The organism is Clostridium sp. Marseille-Q2269, assembly GCF_943736985.1.
Classification (GTDB): domain Bacteria; phylum Bacillota; class Clostridia; order Clostridiales; family Clostridiaceae; genus Clostridium_F.
Genome location: NZ_CALSFS010000008.1, coordinates 122359 through 145382, shown reverse-complemented (window position 1 = coordinate 145382; position 23024 = coordinate 122359). Strand labels below are relative to the sequence as shown.

Below are 23024 nucleotides of genomic sequence, written 5' to 3'. Positions count from 1 at the left end.
ATATAACTAATATGTAGATATATAAATAAATGGGTATTATTTTTAATAAAAATTTAATAAAGTACAGATTAAATTAAGAATTTTAAAAAAAATTCTACTTAAAGTTGAGTTTGTCAGTGAAATGATGATATAATGTGTTTATGTCAAAATTATAAAAGGGGAATGGGAGGAAGATAGAGAGTGAATAAAAAAATTTTAGCTGCAGTAATAGCCTTAGCATTATCTATATCTGTTAATGCAAAAGTTGTGGCAGCACCATCTAATGGACAAGCACCCGATAAGACAGTAGAGCTTGAAGAAAAGATACAGACTATGGACAATAGTATACAAAGCTTAATATATAAAATACAAAATAACGACAAGGATATAGAAAATAATAAAAAGGAAATAACTAAACTAGGGAAAGATATAGAGAAGGCACAAAAACAAATAGAATCCCGTGAAGATTTATTTAATAAAAGAGTAAGAGCTATGTACATAAGTGGTTTTGATAGTTATGCGGATATGCTATTAGAATCAAAAGGATTAAGTGACTTAATAACTAGAATAGACACAGTTAAAAAAGTTATGGGATTTGATCAAGGAGTTATAAAAGAATTAAAGACTAAGAAAGAAGAGATTAAAGAAAAAAAAGTTGCCTTAGATAAGAAAAGTGAAGAAATAGTACAACTTAAAGAAGAAAATCAAACAAAGTTAGGTAGTATACAAGCAGAAAAAGATAGACAACAAGTAGTACTTAATAATTTAAAAGAGCAACAAAGAAGAGCGGAAGCTGAAGCAACACAAAGACAAGCAGCACAACAATCTTTATCTCAATCAAGAGGAGGAAGTAGTGTTTCTATAGAAGCACCAGCTAGCTCTAGTAGACCAGTGGCACCAGCAGTTCATGGAGATGTAGTAGGATATGCTATGCAATTCCAAGGAGTTCCATATGTTTGGGGAGGAACTTCACCAAGTGGATTTGACTGTTCAGGATTTGTACAATATGTATATAGAAATGCAGCAGGTAAAGATTTACCTAGGGATACTTATGGACAAATTGGAGCTGGAGAAAGAGTTTCACAAGATCAATTACAACCTGGTGATTTAGTATTCCCACATGCAGGACATGTAGGTATATATATAGGTGGAGGACAAATAATACATGCTCCTCAAACAGGAGATGTAGTAAAAATTTCGCCAATATGGAAATTTTATGCAGGTGTGAGAATAAGATAATTAAATAAAATTTTATATAAAACAAAAGTGGAGACTATATGGTTTCCACTTTTAATTATATTGTAAAAAAATAAAAGCCTCAAATTGAGGCTTTTAAATTATTTGTTGTCTTTTATTTCGTTAAGACAGTGTTTACAAATATTTTTACCTTTATAGTTTAGAACGTCTCTAGCATCTCCACAGAATATACATGCTGGTTCATATTTCTTTAATATTATTTGTTCACCATCTACATATATTTCTAAAGCATCTTTTTCGGCAATATCTAATGTCCTTCTTAATTCTATAGGAATAACAATTCTTCCTAATTCATCTACTCTTCTAACAACACCTGTTGATTTCATATATTTTCCTCCTCGAATAATATCAATTTTCGACAATAGTTTAATTAAATAATAGCAAATATGACATTAAAAGTCAACATATTTTATATTTGATTTACAAATTAATTATGTATTTCCATCTAATAGTTAATATACTACCATTAAAGGGAAAAGTCAATAGAACAAATATTGGCAAAAATAGCTTATAACCTATGTATATCAATGGGTACAAGGAAATTTAAGAAAAAATATAAAATAATCATAAGATAATAATAAGATTTAATAAAATAAAATAAAATAGGTATTATATGTATAAATAAAGAAGAGTGTCGAATTGAAAAATAATTTATTATAAAAAGTAATTTTATATATTATAATTACAATATAATATAATAATACAACAATAATTTTAACAAATTAAATATTAAATGTAAATTTTTGTTTAATATCATTGATAAATATATTAAATTAATTATAATTATTTTAATATAATTATGGTATAATAAAATATAAGGGGTAAGTGAAAATGAAGTTGTCTGTTGGTATATATAATTTATAATATATAAAAAACCAATGAATAGGGAATAGTATATTATAAAATAATGAATTTATATATAAAGAGAAATGGCAAAAGAGTTTTATAATAAATTACATAGATTAAAACAGTTAAATTATCCACAGAAATATGTGGACAACTATTAATAAAATGTGGATAACATGCATATTTATACCAATAATATTCAATTTTATAGTTTAATTTAATATGTTTTAGGGTAAACTTAAGTATGTTTGGAGGTCTATAAAGGTGGAAGATAACAATTTAGAAAAAATAGAATACATAAACAATCTTGCAAAAGAAATATCTAATAATACAATAGTAGATTATGAAGATTTTCCTAAATATGATCTATTTTTATCACAAGTAATTGATTATTTAAATGATAAATTTGAAGAGGAAGATTACACCAATAATATAGTTCAAAATTATATTAAAAATGAAGTAATATCAAAGCCTCATGACGGTAAGAAAAGAGGATATACTAAACTTCATTTAGTTCAACTAGTTTTATTAAGTTATATGAGGCCGTTACTTACTACAGAGGAAATAAAAAATGTATTTACATTGGCTTTTAATGAAATAAATGATAGAAGTGATGATATAATATCTTGGGAAAATGCATATAAAATATTTTCTGATATACAAAAGGATAGCTTTAAAGATTTTGTAGCTAGGCAACATTTTGATGAAGAGAAATTAAAAGATATAATAAAAAAATTAGAATTAGATAGCGATGAAGAGAATAGAATAACTATATTTCTAATAGTAATGACTTTAATATGTCAAGCTAGTGCTATAAAAAAATTAGTTAAAAACATAGTATCAGATTATACAAATAAAATTAAACATGACAAATCAGATTATGAAGAATAGATAAGTTTTAAATTATTATAAATCACTTAAAAAGCTATTATTGATGTTTAATAGTAGCTTTTTAAGTGATTTATTTTTATCAGCATTATATCAGTATATTAATTCATAAAAAAAATTTTTTATTCCTTTATACATAAAAAGCGTATATTTATAAATATTATAAATATACGCTTTTTAAAAAATATGTAAAAAAAACCTATATAATTATATGTTTATAAATTTAAAGCAGAATAAATTCATAAATATTATATATAAGGGGAAAATCTAATTTGATATAAGATGCATAATTTATCATTTATGCATTAATAGAGAATATTCATAATATTGACAGTTTAATAAATAATTATTAACATGTACTTAGGAATTAGCAAAAAATAATAAAAAATATTAATATAAATATCAACTTGAAAGGGGCACAAGGCTATGAATACAAAAAGAAATATTCATGTGTATTCAGAAATAGGAGATCTAAAAACGGTTTTACTTCACAGACCAGGAGAAGAAATAGAAAACTTAATTCCATCCTATATGGAAACGTTATTATTTGATGATATACCTTATTTAAAAGTAGCACAAGAAGAGCATGATGCTTTTGCTAATATATTAAGGAATAATGGCGTGGAAGTGCTATATTTAGAGGATTTAGCAGCAGAAGCCATAGAGAATAAGCAAATTAGAGAAAAATTTGTAGATGAAGCAATAAAAGAAAGTGAAACTGTAGATAAAATATATGTAGAAAAAATAAAGACTTATTTAGGATCAATGAAAGAAAAAGAGTTAGTTTGTAAAATTATGGGCGGTATAAGAAAAAAAGAATTAGGATTAGATGAATCTAAAGAAGAATATCCTTTCTTAATGTATCCTATGCCTAATCTATACTTTACAAGAGACCCTTTTGCAACAATAGGTAAAGGAATAACAATCAATGCAATGCGAACTAAAACAAGAAGAAGAGAAACTATGTTTGCAAAATATATCTTTAAATATCACCCACAATTTAAAGATTCAAATATACCATTATGGTATGATAGAATAGGAGAACATTGCATAGAAGGTGGAGATGAACTAGTTTTATCTAATGATGTTTTAGCTATAGGACATAGTCAAAGGACAGATAGTGAAGCAGTTTTAAAGGTAGCTAGAAATATATTTGAAGCAGAGGAAAGCTTCAAGGTTATATTAATGTTTGATATACCTAAGACAAGGGCATTTATGCACTTAGATACAGTATTTACCATGTTAGACCATGATAAATTTACAGTTCATCCAGAAATAGAAGGAACTCTTAGAGTAAATGCTATAACTTATAATGAAAAAACTAAGGAACTTGAAGTTAAAGAAGAAATAGATAGCTTAGAAGGTATTTTATCTAAATATTTAAAGAGAGATATAACAGTTATTCGTTGTGGTGGGGGAGATAAAATTATATCTGCTAGAGAGCAATGGAATGATGGTTCAAATACTTTGGCTATTTCAGCAGGAAAAGTTATAACTTATGAAAGAAATTATGTGACTAATGAAATATTAGATAAGAATAATGTAAAAGTTCTAACTATGCCATCATCTGAATTATCTAGAGGAAGAGGCGGCCCAAGATGTATGTCTATGCCTTTATTTAGAGAAGATCTTAAATAGAATAGTATTTTAAATTATAGAGTTCACTTATATTCTTAAGTGAACTCTTATGCTTTAATAATATATAATTTTAAATTTGTAGTATTAATCTAAAAGACAAATGGCGTTAGCAGAAATTCCTTGTTCGTTGCCTGTAAAACCTAATCCTTCTTCTGTTGTAGCTTTTATATTTAACATATTATCATTTAATTCTAGACATTTACAGATATTTTGTTTCATGGTATCTATGTAAGAAGCCATCTTAGGCCTTTGAGCTATTATAGTGCAATCTATATTTATAATTTTATAGCCTTCCTGTTCTATCAAATCTTTAACTTTTGATAAAAGCAACATGCTTGATATATCTTTAAATTTTTTATCTGAATCAGGAAAATGCTTTCCTATGTCCCCTAATGCGGCAGCACCTAATAAGGCATCCATGATTGCATGTACTAATACATCTGCATCGGAATGGCCAAGTAAACCTCTGTTATGAGGAACAGTAACACCACCTATTATTAAAGGTCTGTTCTCCACTAATTTATGCACATCATATCCAAATCCTATTCTCATTAAAAAACCTCCAATAAATTCATATTATAATATAATCATATATATTTTTAAAAAAAAGTGCAACAAAGTTGCACACTAAGATATATTTTTATTATCATTTTTCTTATAATATATTAATTTTATTGATCTGCTAAGATGCTTATTGTAAATGAATAAAAATTTATTGCGTATAGAATTATGCAAAAATAATAAGAAAGGTCTTTTATGACTATTGGATATCATTTTTTTTTTAAAATTCACATATATTATTTTTTTACCCATATACACACGACCTTTCGCAACATGTTTATATTATAATGATAACATATAATTTAACAAATGTTAAGAAAATTGAAACAATTTTAGTTTGTATATTACCATTCAATAATATTATATTCAGAATAGTATAAGTTGTCCACAAATTACGCACAATATGTGGACAACATTAATAAAAAAATTAATTTTAAAATTTGCGTTTTACAAATATAGTCATGAAAACTATTTAAAGGATAATATTCACAATTAAATATAGGAATATTAACTAAATTAACAATGCGAACACAAATTATAAACAAGCTATCTGTGGATAATGTTAATAACTATATATATAATATATAAGATTATAATATTAATATATGCTTTTAAAAAATATCCACTTTTAAATTAAGAGAATATCCACAAGTTTTTAAACTTTATTAATTAATAGTATATATGATATAATTTAAATTACCAAATATTCGTATAGGAGGGGAAGTTTTTGAAAAAGAAGAAAAGTTTGATTTTCCTTGTTTTTATTATAGCTACAACAGTGTTGTTAGCTGGATGTGCAAAGAAAAACAATATAAGTAATAATAATGTTGATAAAAATAAACAACAACCTAAAAAACAAGAGAGCAAAGTTAATGATCCTAATAAAGTTAGGATATTTAATAAAGAGCCACTTATATATAATGATAAATCTATACCTGTACTTATGTATCATTCAATTGACTATGAAAAAGGGAATGAATTAAGGCTTCCTAAAGAACAGTTTAGAGAGCAAATGAAGTATTTAAAAGATAATGGATATACTACATTAACATTACATGAATTATATAGTTTTTTAGATAAAAATAAACCTGTTCCAGAAAAATCTATAGTTATAACCTTGGATGACGGATATGTGGATAACTATACTAATGCATATCCAATATTAAAAGAATTTGGACTAAAGGCCACTGTGTTTGCTATAACTAGCAATATAGATAAGGATAAAAGATCTATAACTTCAAAGCAGATTAAAGAAATGGATGATGCAGGTGTGCAAATAGCTAGTCATACATATAATCACGATAAGTTAGATGATTTATCCTACGAAAAGCAAGTACAAACTATGAAAAGAGCAAAGGATGATTTAGAAAAAATATTAAATCATAAGGTGGAGTACATAGCTTATCCCTATGGCAAATGGAATGAAGAATCTATAAAAGCAGCTAAATATGTTGGATATAAAATGGCAGTGACTACTCAAGGTGGATGGACTAATAAACAAAATGGAATGTATACTTTGAAGAGGGTTTATATTAGTTCATTAAAAGGTATGGATAATTTTAAAGATAGAATAGCAAATATTAATTATAATAAGAATTAATATTTGGGTTTTAGTAAGTATTTCAATAGATTAATATATAAAACTATATGATTAGTTAAATTTATTTTTAAATATAAAAGGCTATGAAATAGGGGGTATTTATAAAACCTTAATTTCATAGCTTTTATTTATTTTTAAATCAGCTGAAAAGATAGTATAATTATAAGCTATTATATTAGTGATATTTATTAAATAAGACTAACCATTATATTGCCCAGGCAATATAATGGTTAGTTGCTGTTACTTTCAATTATTTAATTTATTATTTTTAAATAATTTTCTTCTTTAGATTTATCTATAAATGGAGCATAAAATTTGAAAGTCTTATGGTGCCCACATTTAGAGCAAATACAATCACAAACATCATAAGGTACAGATTCTAGTAAATTAATAGATAATTCTTTAGTTAAGTAATTACTTCCGCATATATCACAAGGTGTTTTATTTATAATAGAAAATTCACTTTCTATATATTTCATAATTTCTCGTATAGTCATTAAAAGCCTCCTAATTTGTTTTTGTTAATATAAATATTTAAAAAATATAATATCACTATAATATAATGATTTCAATTAATTTAATAATTTAATCATATACCAAAACAATTATTATTTAAAGAAATATATCATATACATTAAATATATTTTTGTTTTAAAAAGGAGGTACTATGGTAAATATTATATGGGGAATTATATTTTTAGTGGGAGTAATTTTTGGAGTGTTTTCAGGTAATGGAGAACTACTATCAAAGTCTATAATAGAATGTACAAATTCAACTGTAAAACTAGTTATAGGATTGGTAGGGGTTATGAGTTTATGGTGTGGAATTATGAAAATAGCAGAAGAAAGTGGTTTAACAGATAAAATAGCTAAATGCATAAAGCCAATTTTAAAAATTATATTTAAAGATAGTAAGAATGATAATAAAGCATTAGGATCTATAACAATGAATTTGACAGCCAATATGATGGGGCTTTCTAATGCAGCAACTCCTTTTGGAATAAAAGCTATGAAAGAGCTGAAAAGATTAAATATAAGAGAAGATGAAGCTAGTAATGATATGGCATTGTTTTTAGTATTAAATGCTGCTTGTATACAGTTAGTGCCCACAACGGTTATATCTATAAGGGCAGCTATGGGTTCTAAAAATCCAGGAGAAATAATAATACCAGCTATAATAGTTACATCTACAGCAGCCTTTTGCGGAGTAGTTTTTTGCAAAATGTTACAGAAGTATTTTTAAAGGAGGATGCTTATGAATTATATAATTAAAGCCATAATTCCTATTATTATACTTTTAATAATAGCCTATGGAATGAGTAAAAAAGTAAAAGTATACGAATGTTTTGTTGAGGGCGCTAAAGACGGAGTAAATATATGTATTAGAATATTTCCATATCTTCTTGCCATGATGGTGGCTATAGCTGTATTTAGGGAATCCAAAGCATTGGATTGTTTAATAAGTATTTTAAGACCGGTATCAAATTTGATAGGATTACCAGGAGAATTGGTACCGCTAGTTTTAATAAAACCTTTATCAGGAAGCGGTGCTCTAGGGGTATTTGCAGATATATTAAAACAGTTTGGACCAGATAGCAATATAGGAAAAATGGCATCTATTATAATGGGATCTACAGAAACTATTTTTTATACAATAACAGTTTATTTTGGGGCTGTTGGTATAAAAAAAATAAGACATACATTATGGGCTGCTATATTTGCAGATATGGTAGCTATAATAATGGCTATATTAGTTACTAATATAATGTTATAAAAAACGCTCCAATAATTAGAGCGTTTTTTTATTAAGATGTAATCTGTTATTGAATTTTTTCCCAAATAATATAGTTAAGCATACAGCTTCAAATATCCATTGAATGGCTGTGATCCACCAAACATAGGTTACTGAAGATTTAACTATATATATAAAGTAAAACATTAGAGGAAGTCTAAGAAGCCAACCAGAAATAAAGGAAACTATAAATGGAGTTTTAGTATCTCCAAGACCTTTTAAAGATCCACCAAGTATCATTGATATTGCCATGGGAACTTGTTCCAAGCAAGCTATCATAAGACAAATACTTCCTAATTTTATAACCTCTGTTTCAGAATTTGTTATAAATAGCTTTATTATAGAGGTTGGAAATATAAGAAAAAGTAGGCCTATTATTCCCATTATTAAAATCCCCAGCCAGGCGCAGGTATAGGAATATTCTTTGGCTTTTTCAATATTTTTTTCACCAATTTTATGACCTGTTAATGTAGTAGCTGCTACAGCAAAACCCCAACCAGGCATAAAAGATATAGATTCTACGGTGACTGTTATTTGATTGGCTGCAAAGGCTACAGTCCCTAAATGCATTATCATAAATGTATTAATCAATCTACTTAAATTTAATGAGGCTTCTTGCATTGATGAAGGAATAGATAATCTTATTAAGTATTTTAAACGATTTATATCAATCTTTTTAATGTATTTTATATTAGGCTTAATTTTAGATTTAGTAAATAAATAGTATAGTCCAAATAGAAAACCAGATACATTTGCTATAGATGTTGCTATGGCAGCACCTGTTATTCCCAATTCAGGAAATCCCAATTTCCCAAATATGAGTCCATAGTCTAATGTTAAATTTACTATGTTTATTAACACAGATATAAATAAAGGAGTTTTAGTATTACCATATCCTCTAACTATGGAATTCATTAAGCTAGTTAACATACTAAAAAATATTCCTAGAGCAACTATTTTCATATATATGGTTCCATTTACTAATACGTTTTCTTTAGAGCCTGCAAGACTAAGAATAGCCTTAGGAAAACTAAATAATATAATGGAAATAAAAAAGGATATGAATATTCCTATAAATAATCCAACAGATGCATATTCTTCAGCCAAATGTAAATCTTTACTCCCATAGGCTCGAGCTATTACAGAGGTTATAGCAATAGATAGGCCAACAGTTATAAATATATTTGTAAAAGTATATATTATTTCGGAACTTAGTCCTACAGTACTTACAGCAATTTGTCCTCCGTATTGTCCAACCATCATAGTGTCAAGAACCCATATCATCATATATAAAGTCATTTCTCCTACTGCAGGAAGAGCTAAAGACAATACAACTTTTATGTTTTCTTTATCAATTTTCAATAGAATTCCCCCACTCCAAAATATTAGCAACTTAATATTAACTTATACCATAAAATAAAGCAATATAGTTAATAAACATATATTTGTATGTTAAAATTAAGGTGAAGCATTAATGTATAGAAATAGAGGTGAAAACATGCTAAAGTGGTCTCAATTATATAATGAATGTATTGATTGTAATAAATGCCCTTTAGTTAAAAATAAAACTAATATGGTGTTTGGAGATGGAAATATAAATGCACCTATTATTTTTATAGGAGAAGCTCCGGGTGCAGACGAGGATAGAACAGGAATACCATTTGTGGGAAAAGCAGGTCAATTACTTACCAAAGCATTATTAGCATTAGATCTTAAAAGAGAGGAACATTATTATATATGTAATGTTTGTAAATGCAGGCCTGAAAACAATAGAACACCTAAAGAAGAAGAAGCAAAAGCTTGTCTGCAATATCTAAGAAATCAGGTAGCATTAGTAAAACCGAAAATTATAGTGTGCTTGGGAGGTACTTCTTTAAAGTATATTATGGGAGAACAATTTAGAATAACAAGAGATAGAGGGAAGTGGATAGAAAAAAAAGGTTATTATATCATGGGGACTTTCCATCCAGCAGCTTTATTTAGAGATGAATCTAAGAAAAATTTATTTTGGCAGGATTTAAAATCTGTTAAATTAAAATATAATGAGCTGATTGAAAACAATACAATCTAAAGTTAATATAAAATGAAAGAGGATAGAAATGGATAGTACACAATTATCAAAAGAACTTATAGAATTTATGATTAATATGAAAAAAGAAACGAAAGCATATTTAAATTCAAATATTTCATTAAAATTAACAGAACAGCAATTCATAACATTGTTTATTTTAAATAAAAATAGTAAAATATCATTAAAAAAATTAAGTACATATATAAATGTGTCCACATCTAGTTTATGTATAATGTTAACTAGGATGATGGAAGAAGGATTAGTTTATAGAGAAGTTGATGAAAAGGATAGAAGAAATACTTTTTATGGATTAACAGCACAAGGTATAAATTTAATACATAAAGAAATAAAAGAGAAGGTAGATACAGTAGAAGAAAAAATAATTAATCTATCTTCAAGTGAAAAAGAAAGGTTATATAAATCTATAAAAATTATAGAAGAAATTATGGATTTATTAGAATAATTTTATGTATTATAGAAAGAATAATATGTAATGAATATATTGACAGAAATTTATTTTTACAATATCATTATACTAAATACTAAATACTAAATACTAAAAGCTATGAAGGAAAGAGTAATAAGTGAAGATATATAAAGAGAGTCGGGTAAGGTGAAAGCCGATTATATAGAAGCTTATGAAGATGGCTCCAGAGCAGGTTCTTTGAATTGTAGTAGGAGAACACGGTAACAACCGTTATATTGTAAAGTGATAATTAATATATTTAAGTCACTTATTAAGGCTTTTATTGCGAAGTAAAAGTGAATTAGAGTGGTACAGCGAAATTTACGCCTCTATATAGAACTAAAAGTTTTATATAGAGGTTTTTATATTACAAAAATTAAGGAGGATTAATAATGTCAAAAGGAACTTATTATGTAACAACGCCTATATATTATCCATCAGCTAAACTTCATATAGGAAATACTTATACAACAGTAGCTGCAGATACTTTGGCTAGATTTAAAAGACTTACCGGTTATGATGTAATGTTTTTAACAGGAACAGATGAACACGGACAAAAAATACAAAGATTGGCAGAAGCTAAAGGGGTTACACCAAAAGCATATGTAGATGAAATAGTAGCAGGAATAAAAGATTTATGGAAAATAATGAATATAGATTATGATAAATTTATAAGAACTACAGATGATTATCATGTTGAGTTAGTTCAAAAGATATTCAAAACATTGTATGACAAGGGAGATATATATAAAAGCCAATATGAGGGATGGTATTGTACGCCTTGTGAATCTTTTTGGACGGAAACTCAATTAGAAGATGGAAAATGCCCAGATTGTGGTAGAACTGTAGAAAAAGCAAAAGAAGAAGCTTATTTCTTTAAGATGTCAAAATATGCTCTTAAACTTATAGAACATATAGAATCTCATCCAGAATTTATACAACCAGAATCAAGAAAAAATGAAATGATAAATAATTTTTTAAAGCCTGGTCTTCAAGATTTATGTGTATCTAGAACAACTTTTGATTGGGGCATACCAGTAACATTTGATGAAAAACATGTAATATATGTATGGATAGATGCACTTGCAAATTATATAACAGCATTGGGATATAATACAGAAAATGATGAACTATATAAAAAATACTGGCCAGCAGATGTTCATTTAGTAGGAAAAGATATATTAAGATTTCATACTATATATTGGCCAATTATGCTTATGGCATTGGATATACCTCTTCCAAAACAAGTATTTGGTCATGGATGGCTTTTGGTAGATGGCGGAAAAATGTCAAAATCTAAGGGTAATGTAGTGGATCCAGTAGTTTTGGTAAATAATTTTGGCGCAGATCCTGTAAGATATTATCTTCTTCGTGAAATACCTTTTGGAGCAGATGGAATGTTCAATAATGAAATTTTTATAAAGAAGATAAATTCAGATTTAGCCAATGATCTAGGTAATTTATTGTCTAGAACAGTGGCTATGATAGAAAAATATTTTCATGGGAAAATACCAGATGGAAAATTCAAAGAGGAAATAGATGAAGATCTAATAAAGTTAGCTCTTGAAACCCCAATAAAAGTAGAAGAGAACATGGAAAAATTAACAATTCCAGAGGCTTTAGAGGAAATATGGAAATTCATAGGGAGAGCTAATAAATATATAGATGAAACAACACCATGGATTCTTGCAAAAGATGAGTCTAAAAAAGAAAGATTAGGTACAGTTCTATATAATTTAGTAGAAAGTTTAAGAATAATATCAGTATGTATATCAGCATTTATACCAGAGACAAGTATGAAAATAAATGAACAGATAAATGCACATGTATTAAGTTGGGATAGCTTAAGTCAATTTAACGGAACTAAAGTAGGTACTGAAGTTAAAAAAGGAGAAGTTATATTCCCAAGAATAGATATTGATAAGAAAATAGAAGAACTAAACAAACTTAAAGAAGAACAATTAAAACAAAATAAATCTAAAAATATAGTTCCTATAAAAGAGGAAATAACAATAGATGATTTTGAAAAAATAGACTTAAGAGTGGCTAAAGTTTTAGATTGTGAAGCTATAAAAGGTGCTAAAAAACTGCTTAAATTTAAAGTTAGTTTAGGTGGAGAAGAAAGACAGATAGTTTCAGGAATAGCTAAGCATTATAAACCAGAAGATTTAATAGGGAAAAAGGTAATATTAGTTGCAAACTTGAAACCTGTTAAATTAAGGGGAGAATTGTCACAAGGTATGATTTTATCAGCTGCAACAGAGGATGATAGTCAATTGTTTGTAACATCTATAGCTGGAGACATTGAAGAAGGAAGTATAGTAAAATAGCATTAAAAATTTTTAGTTGGAAAAAAGTTTTAAGCTGTTGACAAAAGTAATTTTGTTAGCAGCTTTATTTTAACATAATATATTGAATTTAATATATTTAAAATTTATAATTTATTTGTATTATTTAATACAAAATATTAAAGTGAGGAGTTTGGAAGATGAAATTTTTAATGGCATCAATAGTAGGTGGAGTAATAGGATATCTTACTAATTGGATAGCAATAAAGATGTTATTTAGGCCCTATGAAGAAAAAAGGATATTTGGTATAAAAGTTCCTTTTACTCCAGGGCTTATTCCAAAAGAAAAAACTAGAATAGCAAAAAGTGTTGGTAATGCCATAGGTGAACATTTGTTATCTAGTGATATTATTATAAAGTCTTTGTGTAGTGAAAACATGAATAACAGGCTTAAAGTTTGGATAAGACAAAAAGTATATTCTTTAATAATAACTAAAAAAACTCTAGAGGATAAATTTAAAGAATTTTTAGGATATAAATATGAGTATTTTATAGATTCTTTAAAGAATAGTTTAGAGAAATTAACTATCAATAATTTAAGAAATGAGAAAAATATAGACAGAATAAAGCAAGCTATAAAAAATAAAATAGATAAAACACTATGTATTAGGGGGAACCATATTACTGGTAGCCATACATATAAACAAATAAAAGCAACCTTAATAGCTAATACAGATGAATATTTAAAATCTGATAATTTTAACTATCTTTTAAAAAGTTTGATTGTGGAAAATATAAATGATGAGGATTTCTTAAATAGAAAAATAGGAAGTATAGTACCTAAAAATGTTAGTTCAAACATAAAGGTATATGTTTATAGAAAAAAAGATAGCTTATCAAATTACATAAATGACATACTTAAGGAAGAAGAAAATATAAGAAAATTAAAAGAAGTATTAAGAGAAGTTATAAATAATAATGTAAATTCTTTTATGTCAATGTTTTTAGATATTAATTCTATGTCAGATAAAGTAGTTGCATTTTTAGAAGAATACTTAGGAAGAGAAGAAACAAAAGAAGAAATTGTATCATTGGTAAATAAGAGCATAGATAAAATTTTGGATACAGATTTGAAGGATATTATAGAAAATATACCACAGAATAATAGAACTGAAATTATGGAAGAAACAGTAGATATACTATCCCAAAAATTAAAATCTATGGAAATAACTATGGGAATAGTTGATAAAATAGAAAGTCATATTGAAAAAAAGAGTTCATTAAATGATATAATTCAAAAAATAAATATAGATCCTTATAAAATTATCAATAATATATTGGATAATTTTATAAAAAGTCAAAATTTAAAAGATATGATTAATAATCTAATAAATAATATAGTTGAAACTTTTATGAAAACACCTATATGTGAGTTAAGTAAAGGTAATGAAGAAGGGATACTAAGCACTAGTTACGATATGGTGAAAAATGTATATAATAAATTTATAGAGAACCAAGCAGAAGAAGTTATATCCATCCTTGATATATCTGGCATTGTAGAAGATAGAATAAATGAATTTGATGTTTATTTAGCAGAAGAAATAATACTTGAAATATCTAGTAAAGAATTAAAAGCAATAACGTGGCTGGGAGGATTATTGGGAGCTATAATCGGAATTATTTCTCCTATATTAGGGAATATATAATTTATTTTCCAGCAAATTTCAATTGATAAAAAGATTAGTTTTGACTAATTTAAAAATTTTAATTATAATATATAGAAAATAGAAAATTATTAAGAATATATTAATAAAGTTTAAAGAAAAAATAAAATATTGGGATTTGGAGGCAATTCTATGAAAAAATATAGGATATTTGATGCTCATGCCCATTATGATGACGAAGCTTTTGATGAAGATAGAAGTGAGGTTATAAAAGAACTTAAGGAATTTGGTATATTAGGGATTCTAAATTGTGGGTCTTCTCTGCACACTTCTATTACATCAGTAGAGTTGAGCAACAAATATGATTTCTTTTATGCAGCAGTAGGAGTGCATCCAGAAAATGCAGAAGAAATTAATATCGAAACCTTAAAAGAAATAGAAATACTATCAAAACATAAAAAAGTAAAAGCTATAGGAGAAATAGGATTGGACTATTATTATGATGAAAATCCTGAAAGAAATATTCAAATAGCAGCTTTTAAAAATCAAATGCAATTAGCAGAAAGATTAAATTTACCTGTAGTTATACATGATAGAGATGCACATAAAGATACATTAGATATTATAAAGCAATTCCCCAATGTAAAAGGAGAAGTTCATTGTTTCTCTGGAAGTGTAGAATTTGCTAAGCAATGTGTGGATCTAGGATATTATATAGGGGTTACCGGAGTAATAACTTTTAAAAACGCCAAAAAAATATTGGAAGTTATAAAAAATATTCCAATGGATAGGATATTAGTTGAAACTGATTGTCCATATATGGCTCCTGTTCCATTAAGAGGTAAAAGAAATAGGTCTGAATATATAGAATATATGATAGATAAAATAGCAGAAATAAAAGAAATAAGTTCTGAACAAGTAACTTCACAAATATTAATTAATATAAAAGATTTATTTCATATAGATGTTAAATAATATAAACAGTGAATGGATGGAAAATATTTCTATAATTTATTTGTTTTCCATATCATATAAACAATTTTATTTTTAAGATATTCCACCGACATTATTTATTTTAAAAGCAATTATATAATAATTTATATATACAAAATATGCACAAAGGCTGCATTACTAACTAAAAGCATGAGCAAATTTGACATATTTAAATATAGCGAATATAATAGCTAATGTTGCTCTTGCCCGAAGGAGGTTTTTATGGTGGAAAAATTAAGAAACCAGATTAGAGAATATTTTTCCAATGGTCCGAAGGCAATTTTCATTGTTGTAGTAATCTTAATGACAGCGAGCATAGTATTTACAAATATGAGAAAAACAATAATTGTTTCAATAGACGGAAAAGAACATCAAAAAATTACAACATTTAAAAAAACATATGAAGAAGCCTTAAAGTCGAAAAATATAAAAATAGGACCAAAGGATAAGGTTGAACCCAAATTAGACACTGAAATTAAAGAAGGCAGTAAATTAAGCATAAAGAAGGCAGTTAAAGTTAATGTAGAAGTTGATGGTAAAAAATTAGCTATTCGATCTGCAGAAGACAACATAGGAAATATGCTTAAAGCAGAGGGAATACAAATCAAGAAACTTGATAGAGTAGCCCCAAGCAAAGAAGAACAAATTAAGCAAGAATTAAAAGTAACAGTTACAAGAGTAGAAGAAAAAATAATAAAGAGCAAAAAAAATATGGACTACGAAACAGTGGTTAAGGAAGATGATTCTATTGATAAAGGTAACCAAAAGGTCCTAAGAGAAGGACAACATGGAGAGAATGAGATAACAGTTAAAGTAGTCTATGAAAATGGTAAAGAAAAAGCACGAAAAGTGATATCAGAAAGTATTAAAAAGCAACCGGTATCTAAGGTAGTTGCAATGGGAACTAAAGTTTCCGATATTACCACTCTTTCAAGAGGGGGAAGTGTTAGTGGTACACCAAGTGGTAGATCATTAACAATGAGAGCTACAGCATATACATCAAGTTATGAAGATACAGGCAAGAGTCCTGGAAGCCCTGGTTTCGGAGTGACAGCTACGGGAACTACAGCAAGAAGAAACTCAGGAGGATATAGTTCAATAGCAGTAGATCCAAGAGTGATACCTTTGGGATCAAAGCTGTTTGTTGAAGGGTATGGATATGCTATAGCAGAGGATACTGGTGGAGCAATAAAAGGAAACGTTATCGATCTATATTTTGATTCTAGTGTTGAAGTATCAAATTGGGGTTCAAGATGGGTAAATGTTTATATTTTAGATTAATTTAAATAGGAGCGTTAGCTCCTATTTTTTTCTACTAAAAATATTATATAATAGTTATATTGGAGGGATATTATGATTAAGGAAGTTATAGTAGTAGAAGGAAGAGACGATATTACAGCAGTAAAAAGAGCTGTAGATGCAGAAATGATAGCGGTGGGTGGATTTGGAATAAATTCTAAAGTTATAAAAAAAATAAAAGAAGCACAGAAGAGACAGGGAGTAATAGTGCTAACGGATCCTGACTATGCTGGAGATAAAATAAGAAAATATATATGTAATAGAGTCAAAGGTGTAAAACATGCCTATATATCACAGGAAGAAGGAACAAAGGAAGATGATATAGGTGTGGAGAATGCATCTCCAGAAGCTATAATAAGAGCATTAAATTTAGCTAAATGTGAAGTTAAGCAAGAGAGAGCTGAATTTGATATGAATGATATGATATTTTTTAAATTGACAGCCAATGTAGATTCTAAGGAAAGAAGAGAAAAGTTAGGAATGGCTTTGGGAATAGGATACTGTAATACTAATCAGTTTATAAAAAGACTTAATAATTTTGGCATATCAAAGGAAGAATTTATAAAGGCTATAAAAGATTTAGATAAGGGGAATAAATAAAATGAATACAAGGGAAATAGTTAATAAATATGAATTTAAGTTTAATAAGAATTTAGGACAAAATTTTTTAGTAGACTCATCTGTGTTAGAAGATATAACAGAGGGAGCACAAATAAGTAAAGAGGATACAGTTATAGAAATAGGACCTGGAGTTGGAACACTAACTAAAGAGCTTTTAGAAAAAGCAAAACAAGTTTATTCTATAGAATTGGATGGAGATCTAATACCAATTTTACAAGAAGAACTAAAAGAATATAATAATTTTACACTAATACATAAAGATGCATTAAAAATTGATTTTAATGAGTTGATGAAAGATAAGGAATCTATAAAATTAGTAGCAAATTTGCCTTATTATGTTACTACTCCTATTATATCAAGATTACTTACACAAAAATGTAATTTTAAATCTTTAACCATAATGATTCAAAAAGAAGTGGCGGAAAGAATGAATGCGGAACCTAACTGTAAGGAATATGGATCACTAACTGTTTTGGTGCAGTATTATTGTAATACAAATATAATAAGAAAAGTATCTCCAAATTCCTTTATACCAAGACCTAAGGTTGATTCTATAGTTATTAAATTAGATAGACTTTTAGAACCAAGAGTAAAAGTAAAGGATGAGAAATTATTTTTTAATGTAGTAAGAAGTTCTTTTAATATGAGAAGAAAAACTTTAAGGAATGCACTAAAAAGTTTAAATGTAGATAAAGAAAATATGGAAATTGCTTTTGAAAGAGCCGGTATAGATCCAAAGAGAAGAGGAGAGACTTTATCAATAGAAGAATTTGGAGAATTATCAGATTGTATATATGATATATTATAATTTAAATAATTAAGTTCACTTTTTGAAACATAACTCATATATTATATTGAATAATTATATTTGGGGGTACAATAAAAAGTGGCACAAAAAAAGAATTATAGTAGATACTTTATAATATTAGAGGAAGACGAAAAAGGATACTCTTTAGGTGGAGATAAATCTGCATCAGGATATGTAAAATTGGAAAATAAAAATGGTAAGTGCAAGATATCTTATTATGTTCAAAACATAAAAAAACAATCCGCACCTTATTATATGGCTTTAATATGTAATAAAAAGGGAACCAAAGATATAATAAAAATAGGAGAAATGAACATAGACGAATATGGAAGGGCAGACATATGTTATGAATATCCAGTGGACAACATAGGAAATTCAGGAATAAATGCAGATAAAATATCAGGAGCAGCAATAATAAAACTAATAGATTCAAATGTAATATCTGTTATGAGTGGATTTTCAACAACAGATATACCAGCATGGAAATCATTTGATATGGTAGAAAATAAAGAGAGAAAAAAGGAAGTTGTAAAAGATGAACCAGTTAATAAAACAATATTCGATAAATATGAAGAGACCATAGAAGAAATAAAAGCTAAAGACAATGAAACAAGCAAGGGTAAAGTTGATAAAGTAAAATTAGTAGAGGAAAATAAAGATAAAAATAATAACATAGAGACTGCCAAGAAAAATAAAGAAGAAGATAATACCAAAGAGGTTTTCCAAGAAAATAAAGAAGAAGATAGAGATGCAAAAGCGGTACAAGGCAATAAAAATGAAAATAAAAAAAATAAAGAAGAACATAAAGAAACAACTAAATATGATGAAAAAGATATAGCTAAAGTAAAACAATCCATAGAAAAAAATGATAATAAACAAAGGAATTCTGAAATTCCGCCTATTGGTTTAGAAGGTAAGTATTTTAGATCATTAGTAGACAATCTAAAGAGTGTAGATAACATAACAGATGAAATAAAAAATTGTAATTGGTATAAAATAGATGCTAATAATGAAGATGATATGAGAGATACTTGTAATTATGATAAATTTATGGTCTTATATAATCCAATGTTAAGATATTATTCTTATATAAAAAAATATAAACATTATATTTTAGGATATAAGTATGATAGCGAAGGAAACATGAAATATTTAGTATATGGAATTCCAGGAAATAAAAATAGAGAAGAACAACCACTAAGAGGTAAATCAGGATTTGTAACTTGGGTTGAAAATAAAGAAAATAATCTTGGATATTGGCTAATGTTTTATGATTATAAAAATAATAATATATTAATACCAGTTAAATAGAGACATGTTAACACATGTCTCTATTTTTTATTTAAGATGTTGTATATATTAATATTTTATAAATAGAATTAATAAGTAATAATAAATTTGTTTTTAAAGCATATATATGATATATAAGTAGCCATGTGGAGGTGAAGAATCACTTAGCTGTATATAAGTGAATCATATGAAAGTATTAATTGTAAATAAAAAAAGATTTGGTGTAACCATGATAATAATTGGATTGATGCTAGTACTTTTTGGGTTAGAAAAAAACTTTGATAATAGATTGAAAATAGCAGCTTTAATTCATAATGATGTTTCTTCCTTTAAAGAATATAATATATTAATGGATAAAATTTCTTATAAACTTCCTTCAAACTGGGAAACAAATGAGCAAATTGTTAATGGACATGATATAATTTATAATAATTCTTTTATAGATAAGAAAAAGAATATGCATGGGTTTATACAAGTATGGAATTATAAAGGTGATTTAAAAACATTTATTAAACATAGTAAAGAAGCTTCAGAAGGACAGCAGATAGATTATACAAAATACAACATTATACCTGTAGATATTAATAATATGAAAGGATATTTAACTGAATATTCCATATTAAAAGAAGATAAGGAATATGTAGCTTATGAATATTTTTTAAAGTTAGAGGAAAGATTTATTAGAGTTTCATTTTTCGTACAGGAAGAATATTATCAAGAGAGCATACAAACAGTATTTAATAGTATATTGAAAAGCATTATTTATAAATATTAGAAAAACACATTGTGTTGAAATTTCAATACAATGTGTTTTTAATTTACAACAAGAAAAAGTGTGTTATAATGTTGTTATATTTTAATAAAAGTACATGGAGGTATAATTAATTGCTCTATAAAAAGATTTTTCATAAGAAATTTATTTTATTATTTTTAGTTTTTTCTTTATCTTTTTCTGTTACGGGGTGTAATAGCATAGATAAAATGAAGTTAAAGTTAGGTCTTAAAAATAATGATTTTGAATATATAAAGGAAAATAAAGTACAAAAAATAATAATACAAAATACCAGAGATAAAGGATTTAGATTTATAATTACAGATAAGAATGCAATAAATGAGCTATATGACATTTTATCCTCAGCTAAACCAGCAAAATCAAAGTCATCTTTAGAGCCAGATTATATATTTGAAATGGATGAAGCTGGTAATAAAGCTTATAAGTTTAACTATATAGCTGGATTAGATAAGAAGGAAGCAGGAAACCTATATAGCGAAAATAAAGTTTACATAGTATCTAAAAGAATAGATAATGATATAATAAAAAGTTTTTGGACTATAAGAAAGCCTAAAGATTTTAAGTATGTATATTATAAATCTATAATGGAAGTTTTAAAAAAGGAAAATATAAACAAAAACAATAAAGAGAAAATTGGTATAAACATTAAAGATGATGTTGAAATTTCTAAATTTATATTATCTACTGATTTGGAAGAATTTAAAGCTGATTTAAAGGATAATTTTAGTAATGTGGAACTTGTTAATGATATTAATGTCCATAAGGATATAGATGTTAATGTAGATACAGAAGGTTACAAATCTACTATGTATAAAGCTGTAATTAAAGTTAATAACAATAAAAAAAGAACAGAGAAAAAATACTATATTGTAGATGAGTATAAGAATAATAGCTGGAACATAAAAATATATAATGAGCAACCGAATAATTTTTAATAAAGATTCTTTTAAAATCCTGTGTAATGCATAGGGTTTTAGAAGAATCTTAATTATTTGTAGGATTAATATTTAAAAATATCTTATATTTCCCTTTTATGTATTTAATAATTAGTGTTTATAAATTATAATTAAAGTAAATATTTAATATTTTATAGGAGGTAAACATGAAAAAGAAGACTATAATAATTACTGGGGCTGTAGTAATAGTCGCCTTATTTGTAATTCTAGGAATTTTTAAAAGTAAAAAAAATAGTAATATAAGCGTAAAAACGGTTAAAGTTACAAAAGGAAATGTGGAATCTTATTTATCTACCACAGGATCCGTGATTTCTAAAAACAAGAAAGAATATTTTGGAGTACAAGGAAAGATTAAAAAAGTTGATGTGAAAGTTGGAGATAAAGTAAAGAAAGATCAGTCTCTTTTGAGTTTTGATATGCCTGAGTTAGAAAATGCAAGAGAGATAGCTCAATTGCAGTATGATAATGCTATTTTGCAAAAAAAAGAATTAGAATCACAACAAAATTCTGTACAAGCTAAAATGAATCCAATATCAAGTGAAAAAATTCAACAAGCAGAAAATTCTGTAAGATTAGCTGAATTAGAAGTTGAATCTGCTAATAATAAAATAAATGAGAGTGGAGAAAATATTGTATCTGATATCAATGGTGTAGTAACAGCAGTCAATGCTCAAGGTGGTGGAGTAAGTACAGGAGCACAACCTTTAGTTGTAGTAGAAAACATAGATGACTTAAAAGTGGGTATTTCATTAGGAAAATATGATTCTGCAAAAGTTAAAAAAGGTATGAAAGTTTATATTAAAGATGATGGTAAAAAGTATGAAGCAAAAGTAGATTTTATAGCACCTACTGCTAAAAAAGTTGATAATCCAGCTAATTTAAAGGCAGGAAATGAAACTACATTAGATTGCGAAGTATATCTTTCTAAAAATAATGCAAAAGATTTAAAGGTAGGATTTGATGTAGATGTAGATATATTATTAGGAGAATCTAAAAATGTATTAAAGATACCATTAGAAAGTATAAAAACAGATAAATATAATAAATCACATGTATATGTTGTAGAACAAGGAATAGTTAAACAAAAAGCAGTTCAATTAGGAACACAATCAGATATGGAAGCTGAAATTATAAGTGGTTTAAAACTAGGGGAAAAAGTTATATTGAATCCTAATAATTCTATTAAAACAGGCGTTAGTGTACAAGAAAAGTAG

At 26.7% G+C, this 23024-nt stretch carries 22 protein-coding genes and 1 other annotated feature; of the genes, 18 read left to right on the top strand and 4 right to left on the bottom strand.

Annotated elements, in window-relative coordinates; all coding sequences use genetic code 11:
- The first annotated feature begins 180 nt into the window (after window positions 1–180).
- On the top strand, window positions 181–1218 hold the full coding sequence (locus tag NGI68_RS11545) for a C40 family peptidase (RefSeq protein ID WP_251861639.1): 1038 nt from the start codon (window positions 181–183) through the stop codon (window positions 1216–1218).
- Between the two features lie 98 nt (window positions 1219–1316).
- Here the strand turns inward: NGI68_RS11545 and NGI68_RS11540 are convergent, their stop codons facing one another.
- Window positions 1317–1562: an AbrB/MazE/SpoVT family DNA-binding domain-containing protein gene (locus tag NGI68_RS11540; RefSeq protein WP_251861638.1), complete on the bottom strand. Its 246-nt coding sequence runs from the start codon at window positions 1560–1562 to the stop codon at window positions 1317–1319.
- Window positions 1563–2346: 784 nt separating this feature from the next.
- Between NGI68_RS11540 and NGI68_RS11535 the strand changes: the two genes are divergently transcribed.
- Together NGI68_RS11535 and arcA are read left to right on the top strand one after the other, a co-directional pair.
- Entirely contained in the window at window positions 2347–2973 is a 627-nt protein-coding gene (locus NGI68_RS11535; RefSeq protein ID WP_251861637.1) for a DUF1836 domain-containing protein, read from the top strand.
- A 423-nt stretch (window positions 2974–3396) separates the two neighbouring features.
- Window positions 3397–4608 carry an arginine deiminase gene (arcA, locus tag NGI68_RS11530; protein ID WP_251861636.1) on the top strand — a complete coding sequence of 404 codons (1212 nt, stop codon included), beginning with the start codon at window positions 3397–3399 and terminating at the stop codon, window positions 4606–4608.
- A gap of 84 nt (window positions 4609–4692) precedes the next feature.
- Here the strand turns inward: arcA and ispF are convergent, their stop codons facing one another.
- Window positions 4693–5160, bottom strand: coding sequence for a 2-C-methyl-D-erythritol 2,4-cyclodiphosphate synthase (gene ispF / locus NGI68_RS11525; protein WP_251861635.1), 468 nt, complete (start codon window positions 5158–5160; stop codon window positions 4693–4695).
- Between the two features lie 736 nt (window positions 5161–5896).
- On the opposite strand from ispF, the gene NGI68_RS11520 reads away from it, so the two are divergent.
- The gene (locus NGI68_RS11520; RefSeq protein WP_251861634.1) at window positions 5897–6769 is read left to right on the top strand and encodes a polysaccharide deacetylase family protein; all 873 of its coding nucleotides are present in this window, start codon (window positions 5897–5899) and stop codon (window positions 6767–6769) included.
- Window positions 6770–7023: 254 nt separating this feature from the next.
- Here NGI68_RS11520 and NGI68_RS11515 read toward each other — a convergent pair whose 3' ends face one another.
- Window positions 7024–7266, bottom strand: coding sequence for a metal-binding protein (locus tag NGI68_RS11515; RefSeq protein ID WP_251861633.1), 243 nt, complete (start codon window positions 7264–7266; stop codon window positions 7024–7026).
- Between the two features lie 170 nt (window positions 7267–7436).
- On the opposite strand from NGI68_RS11515, the gene NGI68_RS11510 reads away from it, so the two are divergent.
- Both NGI68_RS11510 and NGI68_RS11505 read left to right on the top strand, forming a co-directional pair.
- The gene (locus NGI68_RS11510; RefSeq protein WP_251861632.1) at window positions 7437–8012 is read left to right on the top strand and encodes a nucleoside recognition domain-containing protein; all 576 of its coding nucleotides are present in this window, start codon (window positions 7437–7439) and stop codon (window positions 8010–8012) included.
- Window positions 8013–8024: 12 nt separating this feature from the next.
- The gene (locus tag NGI68_RS11505; RefSeq protein ID WP_251861631.1) at window positions 8025–8543 is read left to right on the top strand and encodes a spore maturation protein; all 519 of its coding nucleotides are present in this window, start codon (window positions 8025–8027) and stop codon (window positions 8541–8543) included.
- Window positions 8544–8558: 15 nt separating this feature from the next.
- On the opposite strand, the gene NGI68_RS11500 is transcribed toward NGI68_RS11505, so the two are convergent.
- Complete coding sequence (locus NGI68_RS11500; RefSeq protein WP_251861630.1) at window positions 8559–9923, bottom strand: MATE family efflux transporter; 1365 nt, start codon at window positions 9921–9923, stop codon at window positions 8559–8561.
- Between the two features lie 136 nt (window positions 9924–10059).
- On the opposite strand from NGI68_RS11500, the gene NGI68_RS11495 reads away from it, so the two are divergent.
- The 12 genes from NGI68_RS11495 to NGI68_RS11440 all read left to right on the top strand — a co-directional run bounded on the left by NGI68_RS11495 (window position 10060) and on the right by NGI68_RS11440 (window position 23024).
- Window positions 10060–10632, top strand: a complete 573-nt coding sequence (locus tag NGI68_RS11495; protein ID WP_251861645.1) for a uracil-DNA glycosylase — start codon at window positions 10060–10062, stop codon at window positions 10630–10632.
- Between the two features lie 28 nt (window positions 10633–10660).
- Window positions 10661–11095: a MarR family winged helix-turn-helix transcriptional regulator gene (locus NGI68_RS11490; protein ID WP_251861629.1), complete on the top strand. Its 435-nt coding sequence runs from the start codon at window positions 10661–10663 to the stop codon at window positions 11093–11095.
- Window positions 11096–11188: 93 nt separating this feature from the next.
- Window positions 11189–11432, top strand: a binding site (T-box leader).
- A 58-nt stretch (window positions 11433–11490) separates the two neighbouring features.
- Window positions 11491–13428 carry a methionine--tRNA ligase gene (gene metG / locus NGI68_RS11485; RefSeq protein WP_251861628.1) on the top strand — a complete coding sequence of 646 codons (1938 nt, stop codon included), beginning with the start codon at window positions 11491–11493 and terminating at the stop codon, window positions 13426–13428.
- A gap of 158 nt (window positions 13429–13586) precedes the next feature.
- Entirely contained in the window at window positions 13587–15092 is a 1506-nt protein-coding gene (locus NGI68_RS11480; RefSeq protein WP_251861627.1) for a DUF445 family protein, read from the top strand.
- 150 nt (window positions 15093–15242) lie between these two features.
- Window positions 15243–16025, top strand: coding sequence for a TatD family hydrolase (locus NGI68_RS11475; protein ID WP_251861626.1), 783 nt, complete (start codon window positions 15243–15245; stop codon window positions 16023–16025).
- Window positions 16026–16265: 240 nt separating this feature from the next.
- Entirely contained in the window at window positions 16266–17324 is a 1059-nt protein-coding gene (locus NGI68_RS11470; RefSeq protein WP_251861625.1) for a resuscitation-promoting factor, read from the top strand.
- 72 nt (window positions 17325–17396) lie between these two features.
- On the top strand, window positions 17397–17942 hold the full coding sequence (gene rnmV, locus NGI68_RS11465; RefSeq protein WP_251861624.1) for a ribonuclease M5: 546 nt from the start codon (window positions 17397–17399) through the stop codon (window positions 17940–17942).
- Between the two features lies 1 nt (window position 17943).
- Complete coding sequence (gene rsmA / locus NGI68_RS11460) at window positions 17944–18771, top strand: 16S rRNA (adenine(1518)-N(6)/adenine(1519)-N(6))-dimethyltransferase RsmA (protein ID WP_251861623.1); 828 nt, start codon at window positions 17944–17946, stop codon at window positions 18769–18771.
- Window positions 18772–18849: 78 nt separating this feature from the next.
- The gene (locus tag NGI68_RS11455) at window positions 18850–20082 is read left to right on the top strand and encodes a hypothetical protein (RefSeq protein WP_251861622.1); all 1233 of its coding nucleotides are present in this window, start codon (window positions 18850–18852) and stop codon (window positions 20080–20082) included.
- A 166-nt stretch (window positions 20083–20248) separates the two neighbouring features.
- On the top strand, window positions 20249–20836 hold the full coding sequence (locus NGI68_RS11450) for a hypothetical protein (RefSeq protein ID WP_251861621.1): 588 nt from the start codon (window positions 20249–20251) through the stop codon (window positions 20834–20836).
- Window positions 20837–20946: 110 nt separating this feature from the next.
- Window positions 20947–21789 (top strand): YhfM domain-containing protein, encoded by an 843-nt coding sequence (locus NGI68_RS11445; protein ID WP_251861620.1) that lies wholly within the window; start codon window positions 20947–20949, stop codon window positions 21787–21789.
- 167 nt (window positions 21790–21956) lie between these two features.
- On the top strand, window positions 21957–23024 hold the full coding sequence (locus NGI68_RS11440) for an efflux RND transporter periplasmic adaptor subunit (RefSeq protein ID WP_251861619.1): 1068 nt from the start codon (window positions 21957–21959) through the stop codon (window positions 23022–23024).